The following is a 21,525-nucleotide window of genomic DNA, read 5'->3' as shown; positions in this document are numbered from 1 at the left end:
TTTAAAAAAATTTTACTTTTTAAAAATAATCTATTTTTCATGATGATAACTATTTTACCCAATAAAAAACTTTGCCTACCTTTCTAGAAACCTAGAAAAAGTAGGCAAAAAGCACTTCCATACGCTCGAGTGGCTAAGATTAGCCTAAGAGTGATAACGCCACTTGCGGTAATTGGTTAGCTTGAGCAAGCATCGCCGAACCCGTTTGTTGTAACACTTGATTTTTCGTCATTACCGACGTTTCTTTAGCAAAATCGACATCCACAATACGGCTCTTCGCATCAGCAACGTTTGCTTGGGTATTAGCACTGTTACTAATGTTGTGGGCTAAACGGTTTTGTACCGCACCTAAATCGGCGCGTTGTGTATCGATCGTTTTAATGGCTTTATCAATTGCGGCAAGTGAGGACGCACGATTTGCCGATGTTGCTAAGTTTAAGCCTGTCACCGATAAGGATGTTTTATCCGTTTTTTTCACTTTAACGATAACATCCTCACCTTCCTGGTGGCCAACTTGGAATACTTTTCCAGTAGAGAAGCCGCCTTGTAACAACTTGGTATTACCAAAGGCTGTACTTGTACCAATGTTATCAATTTCAGTGACTAACTGATCCATCTCAGCCTTCAATGCTGCAATATCATCAGCACTGTTTGCACCGTTTTCAGCTTGAATAGTCAAGTCACGCATACGCTGTAGCATGTTTGTCTGTTCTTGCATCGCACCTTCAGCAATCTGCGCAATAGAAATCGCATCGTTAGCATTTCGCATACCGACCTCTAAACCGCGAACTTGACTGTTTAAACGGTTAGAAATTGCTAAACCTGCAGCGTCATCTTTGGCGCTGTTAATGCGCATACCACTAGACAGACGCTCCATAGATGTCGCTAAACCACTGCTGGAGGTATTTAAATTTTTCTGTGCCTTCATCGAAGTCACGTTGGTGTTAACGGTAATAGCCATATTTTTTTCCTCTTCTAAGTATCTTGCCAAGACTTCGAAGCTTGGCCATTTCCAATCTTGAAACTACCTGTGTATTTAGGTTGTTATCCCCAAATATCACGCTTAAATATAATCAAACAGGGAAACAGAACCCACTTTACTAAACACGCTAGAGACTGCGTTCAATGCAAGCTGTTGCTTTTCAAATTCCGTAATCGCTGACGCATAATCGAGATCTTCCAATAAAGAGAGTGCGGATGTATTCACCACTTTCTCCTCTGTGTGAGTCTCTGAGTAATTTTCGACGGCCTTCAGATTATTCCCCGCCACACTTCTGGCGGAACTCATCTGATTGACGCCACTATCGATATTATTCAATATCTGTGCCAACTGCGCCCGACCTTGCGGTGTGTTGGCAGAATTAGGATCCTCAATCAGGGCGATGGCATTGCTTATCGAGTCAAAAATACTCACTTCAGCTTGGGGTTCCATGCTGAAACTATCGCCAGCACTAGGTTTACCGTCGATTTTGACTTCAATACCATTAAAACTGACCGGAGTGCTTGCATCAAAATTAGCGACGTTTGCTACCGGATTATTCGCCGAATCTAGCACCTGCAAATTGACTCCACCGGCACCATTGTCAGAAAAATTAAATGTATACGTATCAGCCACATATGTTGCTTGATTTGCGATTTTTGCTGTGTCAACATTAAATTCTCCCTGCTGGCTGGCCAAATAATTGACGCTATAATCACCAAGTCCGTTCGGGGCCTTCATAAATGCCGTATCACCGGGAACGTTCGTACCAAGGGCAACGCCTGTTTGAACTAAGCTGTTTCGGGTACCTGAATCACCGCTATAGACAATTTTGGGCGGTGTTGAGTTATCAAAGGCAAAGGGTTCTTTATCTGTACTGAATCCAGAAAACAGGTAATTTCCCGATTCATCCTTGCTATTGGCGATAGAAAGCAACTCATCTAGACTTCCTTTCATTTCATCGGCAATCATTTGCCGCTCAGTTTCAGATAGAGTGCCGTTTATCGCACGCATGACTTGCTCACGCATCGAGCCAGCCAAATCTTCAGCACTGCCTAACTTGCTCTCTGCCACGCCGAGGCGATTAGTTGCGTAGTCAATATTTTTCATAAATTGATCGACGAGCGCATTTTTCTGGTTCAGATTATCGATCCCCAATGCCGCCACAGGATCATCGCCAGCGGTATTCACTTTCTTACCTGTGCTTAATTGATCGAGGATTTTGCTCGTCGCCGTTTGCTTTTGCAGCACACTGGTAATGCTTTGATTAAAGATCTGCGCGGATGATAATCTCATGGTTAATTCTCCTAACGCACTGAGGTCAATAGGGTGTCAAAAATTTCCTGGGCGGTCGTCATGATCCGCGCAGAGGCTTGATAAGCTTGTTGGAAACGCATTAAATTGGCAGCTTCTTCATCTAAGTTAACCCCAGATTCACTTTCGACTCTCGCATAGGCTTGTTGATACACGGCTTCGGCGCTGCCCACTCGTACCTCGGCGGCTTTTGTCTTGCTGCCAATGTCGAGCTTAGTATTCTCGAACACGTCCGCTAAGGTCGACTTACCGCCGTTCATCACTTTGGTTTCACTCAGCTTCGCCATAGCCACAGCGTTGGAGTTATCTCCCTCGGCAAAGGATAGATCGAAAGTAAACTTGTCACCCGCAGCCGCGGCACTGCTGTCAACCTCAAAGGTAAAACCAAAGGCACTGATACTCGGGGGCGTATAAGGTGCAGCGGCACCGAGTGATGCCCCTGTGGCATCGAATGCCTCATAGGTTGGAGGGATCACTGTGGTATCGAGTTGAATGGTCAACTCGCTGCCAGTCACAGGGAAATTTGCGTCGCTGCGATTACTGATCTGGGTTAGTTTGACTTGAGTATTACCCGAGTTCGCCGCATCGGCGGTGATGTTAGGTGCAGCCGCCGCAATGCCCTTAGGATCTGTCATCACAACTTCAATCCCATTAGCAGCCCCCGCCGTTGGGCGGATTGCAAACCTGTCCCCCGATGCCATGGCACCCGCTTTAATATCGATAGAAAATCCGGCGCCGCCTTCTAACTTAGACCCGTTTAAGGTCAATGGGGTGATTGCCCCCGATTGTGTGTCCCTCAGCTCATAGGTCGCAGGTGCGGTAAACGACAATTCGTAGGCACCGCCCGTCAACAAATTAGTGTCATCGATAGTCACACCTAAAGTGGCGTTACCCGTGTTATCTGAATACCCGCCAGCTCGGCCTAATGACATCAAGGGATCGTTAATATCTTTAAAGATATCCGCGCCCACTTGGCCATTAAGATCGAATCCCTGCGCTTGTAACTTATTAAAGCTATCGGCTACGCCAAGGGCGAGCTGGTCAAGCTCAAGGCCTGCAGGAATTAAGGTTTGCTCACGGTATTCAAACAACGCGCCTAACTGTCCACCCAATTTACTGGGATCGGCAGGCACGCTTTGCGAGCCGATGCTTGACATCAGCTGCAACTCATTGGGGAATGGATCGCCTGTTTTAGTGTCCATCGTCATCGCAATTTCACCGGAAACCAGCATCACAGACCCACCTAACATGATGCTTTTAGCGCCATTTTCTAGGGGGATCACATTCACCTGTGCATATTGGCTCAGCTCTTGGACTAGGGCATCTTGCTTATCGAGCAACATGGCATCCTGATTTGGCGACTTCATCAACTCGAGGTTTAAATTGGCAAGCTCAGTACTGATCTCATTGATGCGCTTGGTCATGCCTGTGATTTGATCATTGGTTTGACTAAGTTGACCGTTCAAATGAGACTGCATCTGATTCAAACTGCTCGCCAATAGTTTGGCATCATTCAAGGTTGAACTACGAATGCCTAAGTCTGCAGGCAAGTCCGCCAGGCTGTTTAGGCCAGAAAACAGCCCATTTAAACCCTGTGGCACAATTTTGCCAATTTGAGAAAACAATTGGTCCAGTTCACTCAGCTTGCCATAGCTCGCTTCTGCACCACTTAATGTGGTTTGGCCTATGCGCAATTCTCTTGCTGCATAATCATTGTAAATACGTTTTACATCAGAAACATAAGTACCTGTTCCGTAAAAGCTATTGCCAAAACGCTGGGACTCCAAGGTGGTCTGAGTCGCCACTTGTCGGTGATAGCCCGCAGTGTTGGCATTGGCGATGTTGTTACTGGTCACACCCAATTGAGATTGGGAAGCCAGCACACCGGTACGGGCAATAGTTAACAGATCAATAGCCATTAGCCGATACTCCTCAACACTAACATCCTATGAAGAATGATCATTTGTCTTCTCCTGGCAGTATCGACTTCAGCTCTTCACTGATGGACTGCATCACTTTAATCACTTTTTCAGCATATTTAGGATCGGTGGCATAACCCGCATCCTGCAATGCACGGATAAATTGGCTCGGTGAAGCGGCCACTTTTTTCGCATCTTGATAACGATCACCATCGGCAATAAAGGAGACAAAATCATTAAAACTGTGCTCAAAATCGGTATAAACCCGAAAATCGGCTTTTTGTCTCACGGCAATACCCTGTTCAAACTCTAAGGTACTCACGTTAGCTTTATCACCTTGCCAGCGGCGATCGGCTTTAATATTGAATAGGTTATGGCTAGGAGCCCCATTATTGCCACGGACAATCTTTTGTCCCCACCCCGTTTCTAATGCCGATTGTGCCAGTAGGACTTCGGGTTTTGTCCCGAGGGCCCTTGCCGCTTTTTCTGCATGGGGATATAAGGTCGCCAAAAATTCTTCGCGGCTGCCGAACTTAAGTGTTTTTTGGGTTTCCCTAAATGCCGCAGTCGGCAAGATTTGGCCGCTTATCACAGGTTCAATGGGTGACAACGGCTGTTCAGACCATGTAGGTTTAGGCGCATCGATGGCCAGTAACCGCTCGGGTCTATCTATGTCTAGCGAGGATGTCACACCATCGGCATTGTCGGTTTCAAAACTGGGCCTTGCAATGGCTGCAGGTACGCCTGCCAATACGTCGGTCTTAATATTCTCGCCCAAGGCATCCGGTGCTGAAACGCTCTGTGTTGGAATATTAAGAGATTTATCATCATGTTGTAGTTTAGAACCACCATCATTACGCAGCACTGAAGCTGGGGTAAATTGGCTCGATTCTGGCGATAACTGCTGCACCATCATATCCGCAAGGCCGAGTACGCCTTTATCCGATAAATCGACAGATAACTGCTGGTCACGCATCTGCTCATAGAACTTAGTGTATTGACTATTGAGCGGGCTGTCTGACTCGAACACGGCATTGGCATCCCGCATACTTTTCATCAGCATCTGCACAAAAATGCCTTCAAATTGTTGGGCGACTTTCTTCAAGGCGCCCTGCTCATCTTTCTGAGCCTGGGCGCGCAGGGAATCGAGCCCGCCCAGATCAAGAAAATGTGATGAACTTGAAAGCTTTTCCATGATTTTCCCGACAGAAATTAGATGATGATAAGCTCACCATGCAAAGCACCTGCCACTTTTAACGCTTCGAGGATAGCAAGCACATCTGAGGGCGCGGCGCCCACTAAGTTTACCGCTCTAACTAATTCATCTAAGGTCGTGCCAGGATTAAACATAAACATCCGGCGGTCGCTTTCTTCCACCCCGATAGTGGAGTTAGAGGTCACAACAGTCTCGCCATTGGCTAAGGCATTAGGTTGAGACACCTGAGTCGCTTCGGCAATAGTGACAGTGAGTCCACCATGGGTCACCGCCGCTGGCAATAACTTGACGTTTTTCCCCACCACTATGGTGCCTGTCCGTGAGTTAACAATGACTTTAGCTGACTCATCTGCGGGTTCTACATCAATATTTTCTAAGGTCGCGAGGAAAGAAACTCGCTGTGATACATCCCTTGGGGCGCTCACTTGTACTGAGGTTGCATCCAATGGGCGAGCCATATCGGGGCCGAGCAGCTCATTAATGGCATCGGCCATGCGCTGGGCGGTAGAAAAGTCGGAGCGGCGTAGGTTAAACGTCAAATAATCGCCACTTGAAAAAGGGCTCGCGACACTGCGCTCAACAATGGCGCCGTTAGGAATGCGTCCTACCGTTGGGGTATTTTGAATGACCTTTGAGCCGTCTAAGCCATCGGCACTAAAACCGCTGACCACTAAGCTGCCCTGGGCAATCGCATACACATTACCGTCAACCCCTTTAAGGAAGGTTTGTAATAACGTGCCACCACGTAGACTTTTGGCTTCACCGAGACTTGATACGGTCACATCTATATCTTGACCGGGTTTGATAAACGCAGGCATATCCGCATGCACGGCAACTACGGCAACGTTCTTGATTTTAGGCCTAAAATTTTCAGGCAAATTGATGCCGAAATTTTTTAGCATAGTCGTAAAGGTTTGCTCAGTGTAATTCGTTTTCTCGCCCGTGCCTGGTAAGCCCACCACTAGGCCATAACCAATTAACTGATTACTGCGCACACCCTGCACATTGGCAATATCCTTAATGCGTTCAGCTTGGCTTGGGTGAGTAAACACGAGCATGGCAAGGGTTAAGATCAGTTTATATTTCATGATACGACTCCTTAGAAGGGCCACCAGTCGCTCATAAAGAACTGACTCAACCAGCCAACTTTTTGAGCATCCGCGAATGTACCTGTGCCACTGTATTGAATACGGGCATTCGCCATACGCGTTGAATCGATAGTGTTATCGGGTTTTATGTCCTGCGAGCGAACAATGCCTGTCACGCGGATAAACTCATCACCATTGTTGATTGAAATCCACTTTTCACCACGCACCACAAGATTACCGTTGTTCAGCACTTGCATCACGTTGGCGGAAATACTGCCATCGAGGCTATTGCTTTGATCTGCATCGGCTTCACGCTTAGTGTTCATGCTGTCTTTGTAGCGTAAATCGATTGGCACGCCGCTGATAGTCACATTACCGCCACCCGCATAGATAGGATCTAGGGTCATATCAGAGCCCTTCTTGATCTCATTATTCGCGCTTTTCTTCGCCTGGGTCGCTTCCTTCAACACGATAGTAATGATGTCACCGACCTTGTGAGCGCGAATATCCGAATATAAGCTCGCAGCCTGACTATCCTGATAAATAGACCCCGTTGCCGCTATTTTTGTCGGCGGGGCTTCGGGATAAATCGGTGCATAAAATGGATCGTCTGCAATCGGTTTTTTCTGCGTCGAGCTACAAGCGCTAAGCAAGAGAGCCGCGGCCAATATGAAATATCTAGCCATGATATGTGCCTCTATAGGTTCTGATTCACATAAGCCAGCATCTGATCTACCGCGGAAATCACTTTAGAGTTCATCTCGTAGATACGCTGACTTTCAATTAAATTCACAAGCTCTTCGGTCACATTGACGTTAGAGGTTTCTAACGCGCCTTGACGAATAGCCCCCATTCCATCGAGCGAAGCCGTGCCTTGAATCGGTGTGCCGCTAGCCCCAGTCTCGGTGTAGAGGTTTTGTCCCATAGGATCGAGACCCGATGGATTAATGAAATCCGACATACTGAGCTGACCTACCACCTGATTTTCTGCGGCGCCCGGTGTTTTTACCGACACTTCACCTTCGGCAGAAACCGTAATACTGGTAGCATCCTCTGGAATAGTGATCGCAGGCTGCAGCACAAAACCAGAACCTGGCGTAACTATCTGCCCGGTATCGTCTAAGGTAAATTGGCCATTGCGGGTATATGCAGTAGTACCATCGGGTAATTGCACTTCAAAAAAGCCAGGGCCTTCAATCATCAGATCGAGTGAATTGTCCGTTGTCAGCATATTGCCTTGGGTAAACATTTTTTGAGTGGCAACCACCTTAGTACCCGCACCGATATTTAATCCATTGGGGAGCTTAGTGTTAGAGGCACTGATGCCCCCCGCTTGGTTAACGGTTTGATATAACAAATCTTCAAATACCGCGCGGCTCTTTTTGTAGCCCACGGTGCTGGCGTTGGCGACGTTGTTTGAAATCACCGCAATGTCAGTTTGCTGTGCGTCTAAGCCAGTTTTACTAATCCATAACGCCGGATGCATAATCTATCTCCTAACTAATACGCATTAATGAAGATGAAGCGCGATCGTTTTCTTCCGCGGTTTTCATCATCTTGACTTGCAATTCAAACTGGCGCTGTAGGTCAATCAAAGACACCATTTCATCTACCGGATTAACGTTACTCCCCTCCACCGCACCGCTCTCAACATAGACACTGGGATCGGCTGGGGCATCGTCACCCGATACAAGGCGGAATAACCCGTCTTCGCCACGCATCATTTGCGCATTACCAGGATTGACGAGTTTTAATCTGCCCACTTCCTCCACCACATCCGCAGTGGCACCTTGGGGACGAACGGAAATAATGCCATCTTGGGAGATTGACACTTTGTCAATCGGCAGCGGCAACACAATTGGCCCCGCATCTCCCATCACAGGGTTTCCCCTGTCGTTATGCAATAAACCTGTTGAATCAAAACTTAAGCTACCGGAACGGGTATAGGCCTCACCGCCATCTTGGGCCTGCACCGCAAACCAACCATCGCCCTTAATGGCAACGTCAAGATCCCGTCCTGTGGTTTTAATCGGGCCAGAACGAAAATTAGCCGACGGTGTTTCGACCATGGCAAACACCCGGGATGGCAACCCTTCACCAAAGGCTTGCATCGTTCTAGCTTGAGCCATATCCGCTTTAAATCCATCGGTATTTGCGTTAGCTAAGTTGTTGGCACGCAGCGCCAACTCATTCATATTTTGCTTAGCACCACTCATGGATATATACAGGAATTTGTCCACAGACTGCTCCGTCAAATTTTCTACCTGACCATAACAAAGCAAGCATCATGCCAACAAAATCAGCAGCTAATCGATTGATAAATTAGATAAATAGAAAGGAAAAACCAGGGGAAGCCCAAAAGAGGCTAAGTGTTGCCGCCTGCGGCAACACTTAGTACAACCAAGATAGAATTAACGGATTTGCAGAACTGTCTGTTGCAGGGTGTTATTGACTTCTAGCGTTCGAGAGTTCGCTTGGAAGTTACGCTGCGCGGAGATAAGATCCACCAGCTCAGTGGTTAAATCGATATTCGATTGTTCCAATGCCGACGAACTAATGCTACCGAATGTACCGCTATTGGCCTGACCCGCTAATGCTGGGCCCGACTCTAAACTCGCCTTCCACGAAGTATTACCCACTTGGGTCAAACCTTGCTCGTTAGCAAAGCGCACTAATGCCACTCGAGCTAAAGGCACTGTAGATCCGTTAGAATAACTGGCGGTGATAAGACCATCTTCACCAATCTCAACATTCGTTAAACGCCCCACTGTGGTACCATCCTGAGTCAGCTCAGTTGCGGCAAAGGGAGCTGCGTATTGAGTCGGTGCATTAAACTTAACCGTTAAGGTTTGAGTGCCATCGGCTCCCGCTCCCAGCACACCTGCACCACCAATGCCTAAGGTTTCTGTGGTGATCGCAGCGGGATCGCTACCTGTGTACACCCCCACTGAGTTGAACTTTAAGACTGAGCCTTTCCAACCACCCGCAGTTTGAGCCGAACTCGTTGCATCTGGGTTACCATCACCCGTAGTATCCGTTTGATAAGTTCCGGCAGGTCCCGCGAGGTCCACTTGTTTACCATCAACGGCATAGTAGGCAACCCAGTTACTTTCACCGTTATATGAACCATTAGTAGGCTTAACAAAGTAGGTCGTCATGACATGCGGCTCACCGAGTGAGTCATAAATCGTCATCGAGGTAACGTTGTTGTAGGTTTTGGGATCGAGTGGATCAAATGCGGCGGGGTCGAGCGCACTTTCTTTGGCATTCAAATTCATCTGCAAGCTGACGTTTTCAGTCTTTACAGGACTACCCGCAGTATCAGGGATCTGTACCGGTTTAGCCGTGGTTAAGCTGACAGAGGTTGAGTTACCCTCTTTATCAACAGGGAACGTCTGCAAAAAATTACCTGCTGAATCAACCATATAATTATTTTTATCGACTTTGAAAGCACCGGCACGAGTAAACTGGTGATCCAATGTACCGATCTCAGACGCTGTCACGAAAAAACCGCCTCCTTTGATCGCCAAATCTAAGGAGTTATTGGTCAACTGCAGACTACCTTGATGGAATTGCTGCGCGACTTGGCTCGTCGCCACACCGCCACCGACAGCCGTCTTTGAGTTGGAAAAAATCGAATTAGCGTAAACATCCGCAAATTCAGCGCGTGACTCCTTAAAGCCAATGGTATTCGCGTTGGCAATGTTGTTCGCCGTAGTGTTTAAATCTTTCTGCGCGGCGGAAATGCCACTCAATGCAATGTTAAACGACATAATTCACCTCTACATTTGACTCAATTCAATTGCGGACGACTAACGCCCAATTCAAATTCTGACGATTTTAAGTTTCAGACACGGCTAACACATCAGACAACTTGATCCCCATACCGCCCCTCAGGTTTAAAATCGCCCCTGTGCTAGCGGTACCAAGGGAAACACTGGTCACATGGGCGTATGTCGAAACCGCTAAATCCTGTGATTCTCCGTCGACTAAGCCACTGGCTTTAATCGAGTAATTCCCCGCCGCGACAGGCTGACCATTTTTATCTAATCCATCCCAATTCACCGCCACGTTACCGCCTTCACTGCCATCCACAGTAAAGGTGCTAACAACCTGCCCTTTTTCATCCTCAACGCGGACGTTGATCACCGGAATTTTATCGGGAGTACTGATCACACCTTTCAACGTTGGGCTCTCAGCTGAAATATTGCCAGTATCCGTTGGGATCAGTACTTTACGTCCCACAAGTCCTGAGGCCTGCAAAGCTTGGCTAGATGTCATCACACTGTTTAAATTGACAATTTCATCATTTAATTTCGAAATACCGTCCACAGTGGAGAAAGAGGCCATTTGCGCAATCATCTGGTCATTGTCTACGGGCTTGAAAGGATCCTGCATAGACAATTGCTGACTGAGTAACGAGAAGAAATCATCTTGGCTTAATTGCTGGCTTTTCGCCTCTGGGACAATCGATTCTTTAGGTAAACGAATGCCATCCAAAAATGGATTACCCGTTGAACTGGTCGTCGTATTTGGCGTCACAGTATTCGACTGACTCTTAGTTTGAGTCGTCGGCGCTTGGTTAAGTTGGTTAATGAGGCTCACAGCTTACCTCCTAAAAAACGCATATTATTTACCCATCCCAAGTGTTTGTTGCAGCATGGATTTTGCTGCTTCAGCGACTTGAACATTCATTTGATATGAGCGCGAAGCAGATATCATATCTGCCATTTCTTCCATGACATTCACATTCGGCTTATAAATAAAGCCATCGGCATCCGCCATTGGGTGATCCGGCGAATACTCTTTTAATAGGGGTTTATCACTCTCAACAATGCCTTTTACCGCAACACCTTGGGAGGATTGTTGTTGGCTTTGCGCTTTGGCCATTTCCGCTTCAAAAATGGGATGACGGGAACGGTAGGTTTTATCGACGCTGCTCGAGACGGCATCGGCGTTCGCGATATTACTCGCCGTGGTATTCAGTCGGACCGATTGTGCCGACATACCAGAGCCTGCGACATCAAAAATGCTAAATAAACTCATGATTAATCCCCTCTCAGCGCCTTTTTCATGCCGCTAAATTTGCTGTCTAGAAAACCCAATGACATTTGATATTCGAGGGCATTTTGCATAAATGCCGACTGCTCTTGCTGAATATCCACAGTATTGCCATCACCGGTATCGGGTTGATTAGGAACACGAAACTTAACATACTGCCCGGTCAATTCAGCGAGGCCAAAGTGCTGCTCGCTCGGTGTAATTTCTAGGCTATTTCGCTGCTGCTGTTGGCTACGGGCGACTTGCATTGCCGCAGAAAAATCGACATCGCGGGCTTTATAATGTGGCGTATCAGCATTTGCGATATTACTTGAAATCACTTCGGCACGTTCTGCACGTATACCTAAAGTGAATTGATGCACACCCAGTGCCTTGTCAAAGTTGATCGCCATAAAATTGCCTCCATCGTGTCACTCATGGAAACAAAGCAATTCATGTGCCAAAAGAACAAAAATCAAGGGGAATGGTGATAATGGTGAACTGCGGCATAAAAAATTACCGACAAATGTCGGTAATTTTTTAATTAAATTGATAGGTTAGGTTTTCTTCTGATAATAAATTCCCGGATTACAGCGGACCATATCAAATTCGTCCGTTAATCCAGCAATCGACTCCGAAGCCCCCAAGAAGAGGATCCCTTTAGGGTTTAAAGCGGCAGCAAATTGCCGCAAAATTTTTGCTTTTGCCTCTGGCGCAAAGTAGATCAGCACATTGCGGCAAAAAATAATGTCAAACTTGCCCAGTAAGGTATAGCTTTCAAGTAAGTTATGGGCCCTGAAATTAACTAAACGCTTAACATTGTCTTTGAGCTTCATATTGCCAGAGGGCAAGGGATCAAAAAACTGCCGCTTACGTTCCTCTGATAATCCACGGGCTAAGGCGAGACTATCATATTCCGCATTCTTACAACGCTCGAGCATAGAAGGAGATAAATCGGTTGCTTGAATTGTAGCGCCGCCGGCAAGTGCCCCTGGTTTTTTTTGCTGGTATTCCAAAATCGTCATAGCCAACGAATAAGGTTCTTGTCCAGATGAGCAAGCTGCGGACCAGATTTTTAGCGGGCGACCTAAACGACTGTATTCGGGCAACAACACATTATTGAGCAATTCGAAAGGATAACGGTCACGAAACCATAGGGTTTCGTTGGTTGTCATTGCATCTATGACCTCAGCCCTCAATGCGCGCTCCGTTGGCTTCATTGAATGCTTCACCACATCAGACAAAGAGGGAAGATTATATTTTCCCATCAAAGGAGCAAGACGACTGCGCACTAGGTATTGCTTATTTTCACCCAGTACAATGCCGCTGTGTTGTTCTAGGAACAACCTAAATTGATTATATTCAGCCTCAGCGAGTGATTTATTTGGCACATTCACGTCCTAGATCCTATAGCAAGCACCAAAATCAGTGCAAAACCATCATGTTATAAGGGCTAGATTATAGCGTAAAGCTCAACTACACACTAACCCATACTCAATCACTTACAAACTTAGGTGTTTGTTCACTGCCGCAGCTAACTCATCGGGGTTAAATTTTGCAATAAAGTCATTGGCACCCACTTTCTGCACCATTGCTTGGTTGAACACCCCACTTAAAGAGGTATGTAGCACCACTTTAATATTTTTGAGCTTAGGATCGTCTCGAATTTCGGCGGTTAAGGTGTAACCGTCCATTTCGGGCATTTCAATATCTGAAATAATCAGCGGGATCTCATCCGCCACATTATTCATTTCACTGGCGATGGCTTTTAACTTGTCCAAAGCTTCGCGGCCATCTTTTGCCGTATCGATTTGTAGATTCAATGACTCCAGCGAACGGATAATTTGCTTACGGGCAACAGCCGAATCATCGATAACCATAATGTGATAGTGTTGTGTTCTATCTAAGGTTAACTGCTCGTTCAATTCCTCACTGATCGCCGTTTTGACTGGCGAAATTTCATCTAATATCTTTTCTACATCAAGGATTTCAACAAGTTCGCCCTCTATCTCAGTCACTGCGGTTAGATAAGAGTAACGACCCGCACCTTGGGGCGGCGGCATGATGGCCTCCCAGTTCATGTTGATGATGCGCTCAACCGAACTGACCAAAAAACCCTGAACACTGCGGTTATATTCCGAAATAATAATAAAACAATTTTCCGTATTGGCGAGTGGACGGCCACCGGTGGCAGCACTCAAATCGATCACTGAAATGGTGGTTCCACGGATGTGAGCGACGCCTTTAACATAGGGGTTAAGTTTAGGCAAAGCGGTCAGTGGCGGGCACTGCAAGACTTCTTTCACCTTAAACACGTTAATTCCGAACCGTTGACGGCCATTCAACTTAAATAACAAAAGTTCTAAACGGTTTTGACCAACGAGCTGGGTTCGTTTATTGACTGAATCAAGAATACTCGACATAACTCTGCCTTGTTGCTCTGTTTATGTACGTCCCTAAGACTCGTTTGAGTATAGGCATATTAATTGCTTACATCTTATTATCGATAAATACGGTCGAACCTGAGTCAAACTTCTGACACCGATCCCTAGGTTAAACAGGTATCATCAGCTTCGAACTTGGTAAAAGTATAGGTGCATTCTGGCGTTACAAGCTAGTCTCTTCATTATGAAAGTAAATTTAGTCTGTTTTTTGAGTCTTATCGCCACGTTAATGCCAATAACCGCTTCGGCAGAGCCCACTGTGCCTACCATATCGGCGATATCCGAATTAGCTAAAGTCCTTATTCGTGAAAAAATATCGCCACCCGACAATGCAAAAGTGAATATCGCCCCCCAAGCGATTGATGAACGAATGTTGCCGTCAGTCTGCAACACCCCCATTAAAGTCGAAATGGCGACGGAACGTGAAATCAACCGGAACAACACAGTCAAAGTCAGTTGTGATACGCCGGATCTTGCCTATCCTTGGCAAATATTTATCTCGGTTCGCGTGGATATTTTATTTCCAGTCGTCGTTGCAACACAAACCTTGGCACCAGGGGAGCTTATCAACCCAAGTCAAATTGAAGTGCAATATGTAGATCAAAATAGTTTACGTGGAATGCAATTTGATGATCCTAGCCAACTTTCTGGAGTGCGCGTTAAGCGCCGAGTTGCCAAAAACTCTCCTATCTTTGCCAATAATCTTTGCTTTGTCTGTAAGAATGATGCCGTCTCTATTTATGCACGCTCTAGTTCTTTAGTATTAAAAACAATGGGCGAAGCCCTGCAGGATGGCAATAAAGGTGACCAAATAAGAGTTAAAAATAGCAGTTCAAACAAAGAATTAGATGCTATAGTCATAGGCATTGGCGAAGTTGAAGTTAGAATGTAAAATACGCTAAAGCTTTTCTGTAAGCTGCCGATACCCCAGTTAAGAAATCCCGTATACCCGACGCTGGAGCCTAACATGGCAATTGATATTAGCAAACTCAACACCGGAACCACTTCGCAAGTACGTTCAGGTACAACAAAGACAAGCAGCGAACAGTCTGCGCAGGTGGCAGCTAAATCTTCGCCACCACAAAGAAGCGACTCAGTTGTCATTACAGCTCAAGCTCAGCAATTACAAGGAGCTCAAACTAAAATGGCAAGCTTACCTGAAGTCGACCAAAAGAAAGTGGCCGAAATTAAACAAGCCATTGCCGAGGGCCGCTATAAAATCGATCCCGAAAAATTAGCCGCTAATATCGCCAGCTTTGAAGCTGAGTTAAATGACCTTAATAAAGAGTAACTATGACTGAAATAGCTAAACTGGTTGATTTACAACAAGCCCATTTGGCTGTTCTTAAGCAAATAATACTCAAGGAAAAAGGCGCTTTGGTTGACCAAAACGCCGATTTGCTATTGTCGCTTGCCACTGAAAAATCCAACTGCCTTAAAGACCTTCAAGCAAACGATAACCTTATCGCCCAACATAGCGATAAACCCCTGCTGACTCAGCAGAGGGAACTGACCCATAAAATGGCGGCGATTAAAGAAGCCTTAGCTGAATGCAAAGAATTAAACGCCCAGAATGCCAGTCTGATAGAAATGAATTTAGCGAGCCTAAATCGTTTCGCCCAAGCGCTACAAGCCAGCCGAAATGCCACTAGCCTCACCTATAACGATAAAGGCAAAACCTCGACCATTTCGAGTTTAGGCAATGACTTAAAGGCGTGATAAGCCCCCTTCTTTCCAGCTTTTTTGAAATATTCCCATGGCAATGCCAAAGAAAAGCCGCACAGATGTGCGGCTTTTCTTTGGTTATCGAATTCGATTTACCGTACTAGTGTTAACGTCCTGCTAGTGTTAACGTCCTGTCGTTACCGTTTTGCTAAAAGTAAGTCACTTCTTTAATCCGCTGTGGACGGCTCTGTTGTTGATACAACTGCCATACCTTAGCAAAATCAAGTTCTAATTCAGTAACATAATGCTCACCTGCCGGATAGCTCTTTACGACTCGCGCACCACGGATCAGCCCAGAAACCGACGCTTTAACATTATCGTCAGTCAACATCCAATCACTCACACTGCTGTTGGCAGTAATGTTTTGACCGTAGACTTGTTCGGCTAATTCACGATAAGCGACAATTTTAGAGGCTTGCATCGCCATCAGCACTTTTTGTGACTGTTCCTTCGCAGGTTGGGTCGCTAATGGCGCATAACCAATAGCAGTCAACTTAGGGAAACTGGGCGGCGGAACATCTTCCCACTGTACATATTTATCTTGGGTTGCACAGCCGCCGATTAACAGCACCATCACCAGTAATAGGTAGCGTTTCATTTTCCATCTCCTAACACACGCACTTCATTCATACCAGGGCTCGCCTGACGATATAAGATGCCATCCTGCGAGATCACTTGCTCCGATAGCTGCATATAATTGCCAAGTTCTTTTTGTGTCACAAAAGTCTGTGAAGTTGAAACCACACGGTTATTACTCACATTCACAATACGCGCATTAATTGCCATGCCATTCGTTGTGAGGCTCATGGTAGACACCAGAAGATGCTCCACGGGAAGATTTGACGACAGTTTTTGCCAGTCCCGCGTCAAAATAAAGTCCCCATCCGCAGTCACCCGCAGTCCATCACCTAAATTCAAATCCACCACATTGAATTGAAACTGATGTAAGGATGTCATCAGCCCCTGTTGTAGCTGCTGCGCCAGAGCATTAGTGCTGCTCATATCCCCCACTAACACGGGAGTCGCGACGACTATGGGCTGATCCGAACGCAATGCATCATTTTGCTTAACCAATTCAGTAACTATTCGTTGGGATAAATGATTGATCATCGCCGTTGGCGGTAAACCATTGCCATCCACTAAGCTAGGTTTCGGTGGCGCAACGGGCTGAGTTACGCATCCACCTAACATCAATAATGTCAGGGGAATGATCACTTGCTTTAGCATTGGGTCTACCTCATTTATAAAAATACCGACAATGGTATGACTCACAGGTTTATGCCATAAAAAACTGCAAATTTCAGACCAAAGCTAAGAGTTGATCTGAACATTAAGCTAAACATTGCACTGAAATAGTCGATGTATACGCACTTTATCGACAAAAACAGCGAAAACTTTATCTAAAGTTCCCATCGAATAAGGCACAGAATTTGCTTTTAGCGGTAGATAAGAGGAAATGTCAGTAAACCGACTTCCTAAAAATTGACAGCAACACAGCGTTAAGGACTCATCGATGCACATATTAAGATCCGCTTCGTACATTATGTGGAGCCTTGCATTGCTCGCTATGCCTGCAAAAGCAGAATGGGTTGAAGCCAGTGGCGAAGCCTTAATCACCAATAGCAATATCGCCCAAGCAAGGGAAGAAGCCATTAACCAAGCGATAAGCTATGCCACCCTCAGCACGGGTATTCAAATTTCCAGTCAGCAGCAAACCTCGAACGGTAACCTGACACAGAATAACTTCGCAATAAACCGCAATGCACAGGCCATCAGTATTCAGCTAGTGAGCGAACGCATCCAAGGCAACAAAATCTATGTCTCACTCAGGCTCGATTTAAATGATGATCCGTCTCAGCAATGCCCGGCAGGGCAACTCAAGGCGGCAATCCTCATCCCGCAGGCGCAAATGAAAGATCGAGCACAGCTAAGATATGGGCAACTGTCAGGATTTGAAGAAGCTATCTCCGAAAAACTCGCCAATAGCATCGATGGCTATTCCTCCACCAGTTTTACCCACTTGCATGCCACAGAAAGACTCGATATCGACCAAGAATTAACCGACGTCCGCGGTTATCGACTACCAAGCTGGTTGAGTGAGATCACCGACAGCCAATATATTTTATTGCCACAAGTTATTGATATTTCAACAGAGTCAGTAAAATCGACCTTTATGGGATGGTGGGATGAAGTCCCGCAGAGGCAGTTCCAATTTAAACTCGCCCTCTACCACGGGATCAGTGGAGAAACTGTCTGGAGCAAAACCTATAGCACTTCGGCCCCCTGGGAATTTGAAGAGCAAGCCATAGTCTCCCCTAACAGCGATAAATTCTGGCGCTCGGCCTATGGTAGGAATATCAACCAGTTAATGCAAGAGACAACTCGAGATCTAGACAACACACTCAATTGCCGACCGCTACTCGGTCAAGTTGTCAGCCACCAAGCCGATAGGATCATCATAAACTTAGGCCGCAAACACGGTATTCGTGTCGGGGATAAGTTCCAGATCGTTTTACAGCAAAATTTACCCGACAGGCTCAATGAAATGCGCGCCATAGCAACAAAAAGCCGCGCTACAGTAAAAATTGAACAAGTGAGCGAAGAAAGCGCCACCGCCGTACTCGTAGACCAAAATGCGGCTTATAATGTACAGATAAACGACATCGCGCTTAAGATTTAACCAATTAAATCATAAGCCTTTTAATCAGAGATAAAACCAGTATAATCACTATCGTCTCTTCATAGCTCAACAGGATAGAGCAGCCGCCTCCTAAGCGGCCGATCGGGGTTCGAGTCCCTGTGGAGAGACCAGTTCGCAGGCTTCTCTTGATAATTTAAAAATACTTTCAAGGATACCGTTAATGACTGTACTTTTTGATGACAATTTAGAAGTTATACACAGACGTTGGCCATTACTAAGTCAGATACTCAAAACTGCTTCAGTCTCAGATTTAAATGCCCATTTAGTGCAAGGTCGTGAGCAAACCATTAGCGTTAATGGTATCCAGTTAAGTAGTCGTCATAACCGTATTGCAGAAGCACAGCTTTTAATTGGTCAATTGCCAAGAAATTATAGCAGGGCCACGGTTTATGGCGTCGGTATGGGTGATGTACCCACAATTCTCGTACAAAACTCTACTATAAAACGCATTAACATATGTCTGCTTAACGTGAATCTGTTTGCCCTATTATTGACTTACACCGATCAAAGAGAATGGTTAAGCGATCAACGCCTAGAACTGGAATATCAGCCTCAACAAAACCGATTACCGCAACACTATATCGCGATTACACCTGAATTATTACTGAGCAGTGATGAAAATGCTAGGCTGCGTGACTTACTCGCATTTAATAATAACATTACCTATGCCAATAAAAAGCATAACAATGTTGATGCTAAGCTTAAGCAACGGATGATAGAAAATCTTGCTACAATAAAAAAAGACAGTGATGCTGCCGATTTAAGTTCCTACTACCAGCCTAATAAGACCTTAGTTATAGCTACAGGCCCAACATTAGAGCAACATTACACTTATCTGAGGGTGCAACGGGCGTTACCAGAGTCGACTAGGCCACTAATGATTAGTGTTGACACCGCATTAAAAGCGTTACTCAATGAAAATATTATCCCTGATATTGTTGTTAGTCTAGATCAACATATATCACGACAGCTATTACCAGACAACATCCCCACCAGTGTGAAACTAGTCTATTTCCCCAAGTCACGACAGGATGTATTGCAATGGTGGCCTGGACAACGTTTTGCCGCCTATTCGCTGAGTCAAGTCTATGATGAGTTATACCAACTAGCTCCTAAATTACGCTTATTTACTAATGGCAGCGTAATTCACCCTGCCATAGATTTAGCGGTACACCTAAAAAGTCAAACTATTATCTTATTCGGTTGCGATTTTAGTTATCCGCATAATAAGACTCACGCCTTCTGGCAAGACGGTGAGTTGGGCATATCTATAGCCCATGCAAAAAAACACTGGGTAATGAATGGTTATGGGGAAAAAGTTGCAACTGATCTTAGTTTTCGTGGATATTTACTAGCATTAGAAAATTATATTTATTCTAAACCACATGTGAAATTTTATAATGCAAGCTTAGATGGCGCCACCATTAATGGCGCTCCATATCAGGAGTGTAAGTCATGAATAATAAACCAATTGACATACTCACCATGAAATTAATATCTACTGCTAGTAAGTTTCGATTAGGCTATGAAGCCGATGGTTCACATGATTTTGCTCATTGTATAGACCAGCTTACCCCCCTGCTGCCGGAACTAACAAATGCAGTGGCTGTTGCACAATTATTTCGTGAGATGCTTGCAGAACAAGAACGCCACGACTGGCTTGCTTTGGCTGACAGTCTTGAATATGACTTACCTCTGCTTTTAAAAGCGTCTTTTAAACAATAATCACACCGCACTTATAGTAATCTGGTCCATTTTTTGCATTTATTTTATGCCGTAAGTCGAACTAGATTCATCATCTGAATACAAAAATAAGATAAAATTTAGTTCTTTGTATAGTAACTTAGATTTTCTGGCTCAATGTGGCATAAGCATATCCAACACCAATAGGATCCCCAATGACGGACATTTTGAAATTGATAGGAAGGGAGAGCGCACTTTTCGTATCAGACATCAGCCATCATAATCCCTTGTTAAATCAAGAGGTCAATCGCTCACGTTTTCTCGTTATCGGTGGCGCTGGCTCTATTGGTCAAGCGGTTGTTAAAGAAATCTTTAAACGCTCTCCGCTCAAGTTGCATGTTGTCGATCTCAGTGAGAATAACTTAGCCGAGCTGGTCAGGGATATACGTAGCTCCTTTGGCTATATTGCGGGTGACTTTCAAACGTTTGCCCTTGATGTCGACTCCATTGAATACGAAGCTTTCATCGCTAGCGATGGCCAGTATGATTATGTCCTTAATCTCTCTGCACTTAAGCATGTGAGAAGCGAGAAAGACCCCTTCACCTTGATGCGCATGATTAACGTCAATATTCTTAATACTGACAAAACGATTAAGCAATCGATTGCCAATGGTGTTAAAAAATATTTTTGTGTTTCTACCGATAAAGCGGCGAACCCTGTGAATATGATGGGGGCATCAAAACGTATCATGGAAATGTTTTTGATGCGCGGCAGTGAACAGTTGGCTATTTCTACTGCACGGTTTGCCAATGTTGCCTTTTCCGATGGTTCTTTACTGCATAGCTTTAACCAACGAATGTTGAAACAACAACCCATAGTTGCGCCAACAGATGTAAAACGCTATTTTTTGACGCCTCAGGAGTCTGGGGAGCTTTGTTTGATGTCATGTATTTTCGGTGAAAATAGAGACATTTACTTTCCCAAGCTCGATGAGTCACAACACCTTATCTCCTTTGCCGATATCGCAACCCGCTACCTGTTAACTCGTGGTTATAAAGCCTATATTTGTAACAGTGAAGATGAGGCAAGAGAACTCTCATTTACTTTACCAGCCAAAGGCTTATGGCCGTGCTATTTCAGTGTTACTGATACCTCAGGTGAAAAGGATTTTGAGGAGTTTTTCACTGAAAAAGAGACTCTGGACATGGATAGCTTTGCTGAATTGGGCATTATCAAAAATGAGCTCCAGTACGATGCCAAGTTAATCGCGTTTTTCGAGCAGCGTATTCAAGCTATGCTTTTAGAAAAATCATGGACTAAAAAACAGTTATTGGATCTTTTTTTGTTAATGTTACCCGATTTCGCCCATAGGGAAACGGGAAAGTCTCTCGATGAAAAAATGTAAATTCGCTAGA

The 21,525-nt window shown here is 45.3% G+C and carries 23 protein-coding genes and 1 tRNA gene; 8 read left to right on the top strand and 16 right to left on the bottom strand.

Features of this window, described 5'->3' with window-relative positions; genetic code table 11:
• Positions 1 to 139: 139 nt before the first annotated feature.
• The 14 genes from MJO46_RS18640 to MJO46_RS18575 all read right to left on the bottom strand — a co-directional run bounded on the left by MJO46_RS18640 (position 140) and on the right by MJO46_RS18575 (position 13,979).
• Positions 140 to 961: a flagellin gene (locus tag MJO46_RS18640; RefSeq protein WP_253990612.1), complete on the bottom strand. Its 822-nt coding sequence runs from the start codon at positions 959 to 961 to the stop codon at positions 140 to 142.
• Positions 962 to 1,063: 102 nt separating this feature from the next.
• On the bottom strand, positions 1,064 to 2,275 hold the full coding sequence (gene flgL, locus MJO46_RS18635; protein ID WP_253990611.1) for a flagellar hook-associated protein FlgL: 1,212 nt from the start codon (positions 2,273 to 2,275) through the stop codon (positions 1,064 to 1,066).
• A gap of 11 nt (positions 2,276 to 2,286) precedes the next feature.
• Positions 2,287 to 4,212 (bottom strand): flagellar hook-associated protein FlgK, encoded by a 1,926-nt coding sequence (flgK, locus tag MJO46_RS18630; RefSeq protein WP_253990610.1) that lies wholly within the window; start codon positions 4,210 to 4,212, stop codon positions 2,287 to 2,289.
• 40 nt (positions 4,213 to 4,252) lie between these two features.
• Positions 4,253 to 5,407 carry a flagellar assembly peptidoglycan hydrolase FlgJ gene (gene flgJ, locus MJO46_RS18625; protein ID WP_253990609.1) on the bottom strand — a complete coding sequence of 385 codons (1,155 nt, stop codon included), beginning with the start codon at positions 5,405 to 5,407 and terminating at the stop codon, positions 4,253 to 4,255.
• A 17-nt stretch (positions 5,408 to 5,424) separates the two neighbouring features.
• The gene (locus MJO46_RS18620; RefSeq protein WP_253990608.1) at positions 5,425 to 6,516 is read right to left on the bottom strand and encodes a flagellar basal body P-ring protein FlgI; all 1,092 of its coding nucleotides are present in this window, start codon (positions 6,514 to 6,516) and stop codon (positions 5,425 to 5,427) included.
• Between the two features lie 11 nt (positions 6,517 to 6,527).
• Positions 6,528 to 7,202 carry a flagellar basal body L-ring protein FlgH gene (gene flgH / locus MJO46_RS18615; RefSeq protein WP_198780533.1) on the bottom strand — a complete coding sequence of 225 codons (675 nt, stop codon included), beginning with the start codon at positions 7,200 to 7,202 and terminating at the stop codon, positions 6,528 to 6,530.
• Positions 7,203 to 7,213: 11 nt separating this feature from the next.
• On the bottom strand, positions 7,214 to 8,002 hold the full coding sequence (gene flgG, locus MJO46_RS18610; protein ID WP_198780534.1) for a flagellar basal-body rod protein FlgG: 789 nt from the start codon (positions 8,000 to 8,002) through the stop codon (positions 7,214 to 7,216).
• Between the two features lie 10 nt (positions 8,003 to 8,012).
• A complete protein-coding gene (gene flgF / locus MJO46_RS18605) occupies positions 8,013 to 8,756 on the bottom strand; it encodes a flagellar basal-body rod protein FlgF (RefSeq protein WP_253990607.1) in 744 nt (247 codons plus the stop codon).
• 171 nt (positions 8,757 to 8,927) lie between these two features.
• The gene (gene flgE / locus MJO46_RS18600; protein WP_253990606.1) at positions 8,928 to 10,289 is read right to left on the bottom strand and encodes a flagellar hook protein FlgE; all 1,362 of its coding nucleotides are present in this window, start codon (positions 10,287 to 10,289) and stop codon (positions 8,928 to 8,930) included.
• 67 nt (positions 10,290 to 10,356) lie between these two features.
• The gene (gene flgD / locus MJO46_RS18595; RefSeq protein ID WP_198780537.1) at positions 10,357 to 11,121 is read right to left on the bottom strand and encodes a flagellar hook assembly protein FlgD; all 765 of its coding nucleotides are present in this window, start codon (positions 11,119 to 11,121) and stop codon (positions 10,357 to 10,359) included.
• Between the two features lie 24 nt (positions 11,122 to 11,145).
• Entirely contained in the window at positions 11,146 to 11,562 is a 417-nt protein-coding gene (gene flgC / locus MJO46_RS18590; protein WP_253990605.1) for a flagellar basal body rod protein FlgC, read from the bottom strand.
• Positions 11,563 to 11,564: 2 nt separating this feature from the next.
• Positions 11,565 to 11,969 (bottom strand): flagellar basal body rod protein FlgB, encoded by a 405-nt coding sequence (gene flgB, locus MJO46_RS18585; protein WP_253990604.1) that lies wholly within the window; start codon positions 11,967 to 11,969, stop codon positions 11,565 to 11,567.
• A gap of 144 nt (positions 11,970 to 12,113) precedes the next feature.
• A complete protein-coding gene (locus MJO46_RS18580) occupies positions 12,114 to 12,953 on the bottom strand; it encodes a protein-glutamate O-methyltransferase CheR (RefSeq protein ID WP_253990603.1) in 840 nt (279 codons plus the stop codon).
• A gap of 105 nt (positions 12,954 to 13,058) precedes the next feature.
• On the bottom strand, positions 13,059 to 13,979 hold the full coding sequence (locus MJO46_RS18575; protein WP_253990602.1) for a chemotaxis protein CheV: 921 nt from the start codon (positions 13,977 to 13,979) through the stop codon (positions 13,059 to 13,061).
• 205 nt (positions 13,980 to 14,184) lie between these two features.
• Here MJO46_RS18575 and flgA point away from each other — a divergent pair, with 205 nt between their 5' ends.
• The 3 genes from flgA to MJO46_RS18560 all read left to right on the top strand — a co-directional run bounded on the left by flgA (position 14,185) and on the right by MJO46_RS18560 (position 15,719).
• Entirely contained in the window at positions 14,185 to 14,892 is a 708-nt protein-coding gene (flgA, locus tag MJO46_RS18570) for a flagellar basal body P-ring formation chaperone FlgA (RefSeq protein WP_253990601.1), read from the top strand.
• A 75-nt stretch (positions 14,893 to 14,967) separates the two neighbouring features.
• Positions 14,968 to 15,291, top strand: a complete 324-nt coding sequence (gene flgM, locus MJO46_RS18565; RefSeq protein WP_198780542.1) for a flagellar biosynthesis anti-sigma factor FlgM — start codon at positions 14,968 to 14,970, stop codon at positions 15,289 to 15,291.
• A gap of 2 nt (positions 15,292 to 15,293) precedes the next feature.
• On the top strand, positions 15,294 to 15,719 hold the full coding sequence (locus MJO46_RS18560; RefSeq protein WP_198780543.1) for a flagella synthesis protein FlgN: 426 nt from the start codon (positions 15,294 to 15,296) through the stop codon (positions 15,717 to 15,719).
• A gap of 154 nt (positions 15,720 to 15,873) precedes the next feature.
• On the opposite strand, the gene MJO46_RS18555 is transcribed toward MJO46_RS18560, so the two are convergent.
• Positions 15,874 to 16,323, bottom strand: coding sequence for an LPP20 family lipoprotein (locus MJO46_RS18555; RefSeq protein ID WP_253990600.1), 450 nt, complete (start codon positions 16,321 to 16,323; stop codon positions 15,874 to 15,876).
• Positions 16,320 to 16,952 (bottom strand): FlgO family outer membrane protein, encoded by a 633-nt coding sequence (locus MJO46_RS18550; RefSeq protein WP_253990751.1) that lies wholly within the window; start codon positions 16,950 to 16,952, stop codon positions 16,320 to 16,322. The genes MJO46_RS18555 and MJO46_RS18550 overlap by 4 nt, the downstream gene beginning before the upstream one ends.
• A gap of 286 nt (positions 16,953 to 17,238) precedes the next feature.
• Between MJO46_RS18550 and MJO46_RS18545 the strand changes: the two genes are divergently transcribed.
• From MJO46_RS18545 to MJO46_RS18525, 5 genes are all read left to right on the top strand, one after another.
• On the top strand, positions 17,239 to 18,405 hold the full coding sequence (locus MJO46_RS18545) for a flagellar assembly protein FlgT (RefSeq protein WP_253990599.1): 1,167 nt from the start codon (positions 17,239 to 17,241) through the stop codon (positions 18,403 to 18,405).
• A 55-nt stretch (positions 18,406 to 18,460) separates the two neighbouring features.
• Positions 18,461 to 18,536: transfer RNA gene (locus MJO46_RS18540), tRNA-Arg, on the top strand.
• A 50-nt stretch (positions 18,537 to 18,586) separates the two neighbouring features.
• Positions 18,587 to 19,885 (top strand): motility associated factor glycosyltransferase family protein, encoded by a 1,299-nt coding sequence (locus MJO46_RS18535; RefSeq protein ID WP_253990598.1) that lies wholly within the window; start codon positions 18,587 to 18,589, stop codon positions 19,883 to 19,885.
• Complete coding sequence (locus MJO46_RS18530; RefSeq protein WP_253990597.1) at positions 19,882 to 20,151, top strand: hypothetical protein; 270 nt, start codon at positions 19,882 to 19,884, stop codon at positions 20,149 to 20,151. Before MJO46_RS18535 ends, MJO46_RS18530 begins: the two co-directional genes overlap by 4 nt.
• A 173-nt stretch (positions 20,152 to 20,324) precedes the next feature.
• Positions 20,325 to 21,515, top strand: coding sequence for a UDP-N-acetylglucosamine 4,6-dehydratase (locus MJO46_RS18525; RefSeq protein WP_253990596.1), 1,191 nt, complete (start codon positions 20,325 to 20,327; stop codon positions 21,513 to 21,515).
• Positions 21,516 to 21,525 lie beyond the last annotated feature (10 nt).

It is taken from the genome of Shewanella sp. KJ2020, from assembly GCF_024197625.1.
Taxonomy (GTDB): domain Bacteria; phylum Pseudomonadota; class Gammaproteobacteria; order Enterobacterales; family Shewanellaceae; genus Shewanella.
This window is presented reverse-complemented; position numbering and strand designations above follow the sequence as displayed.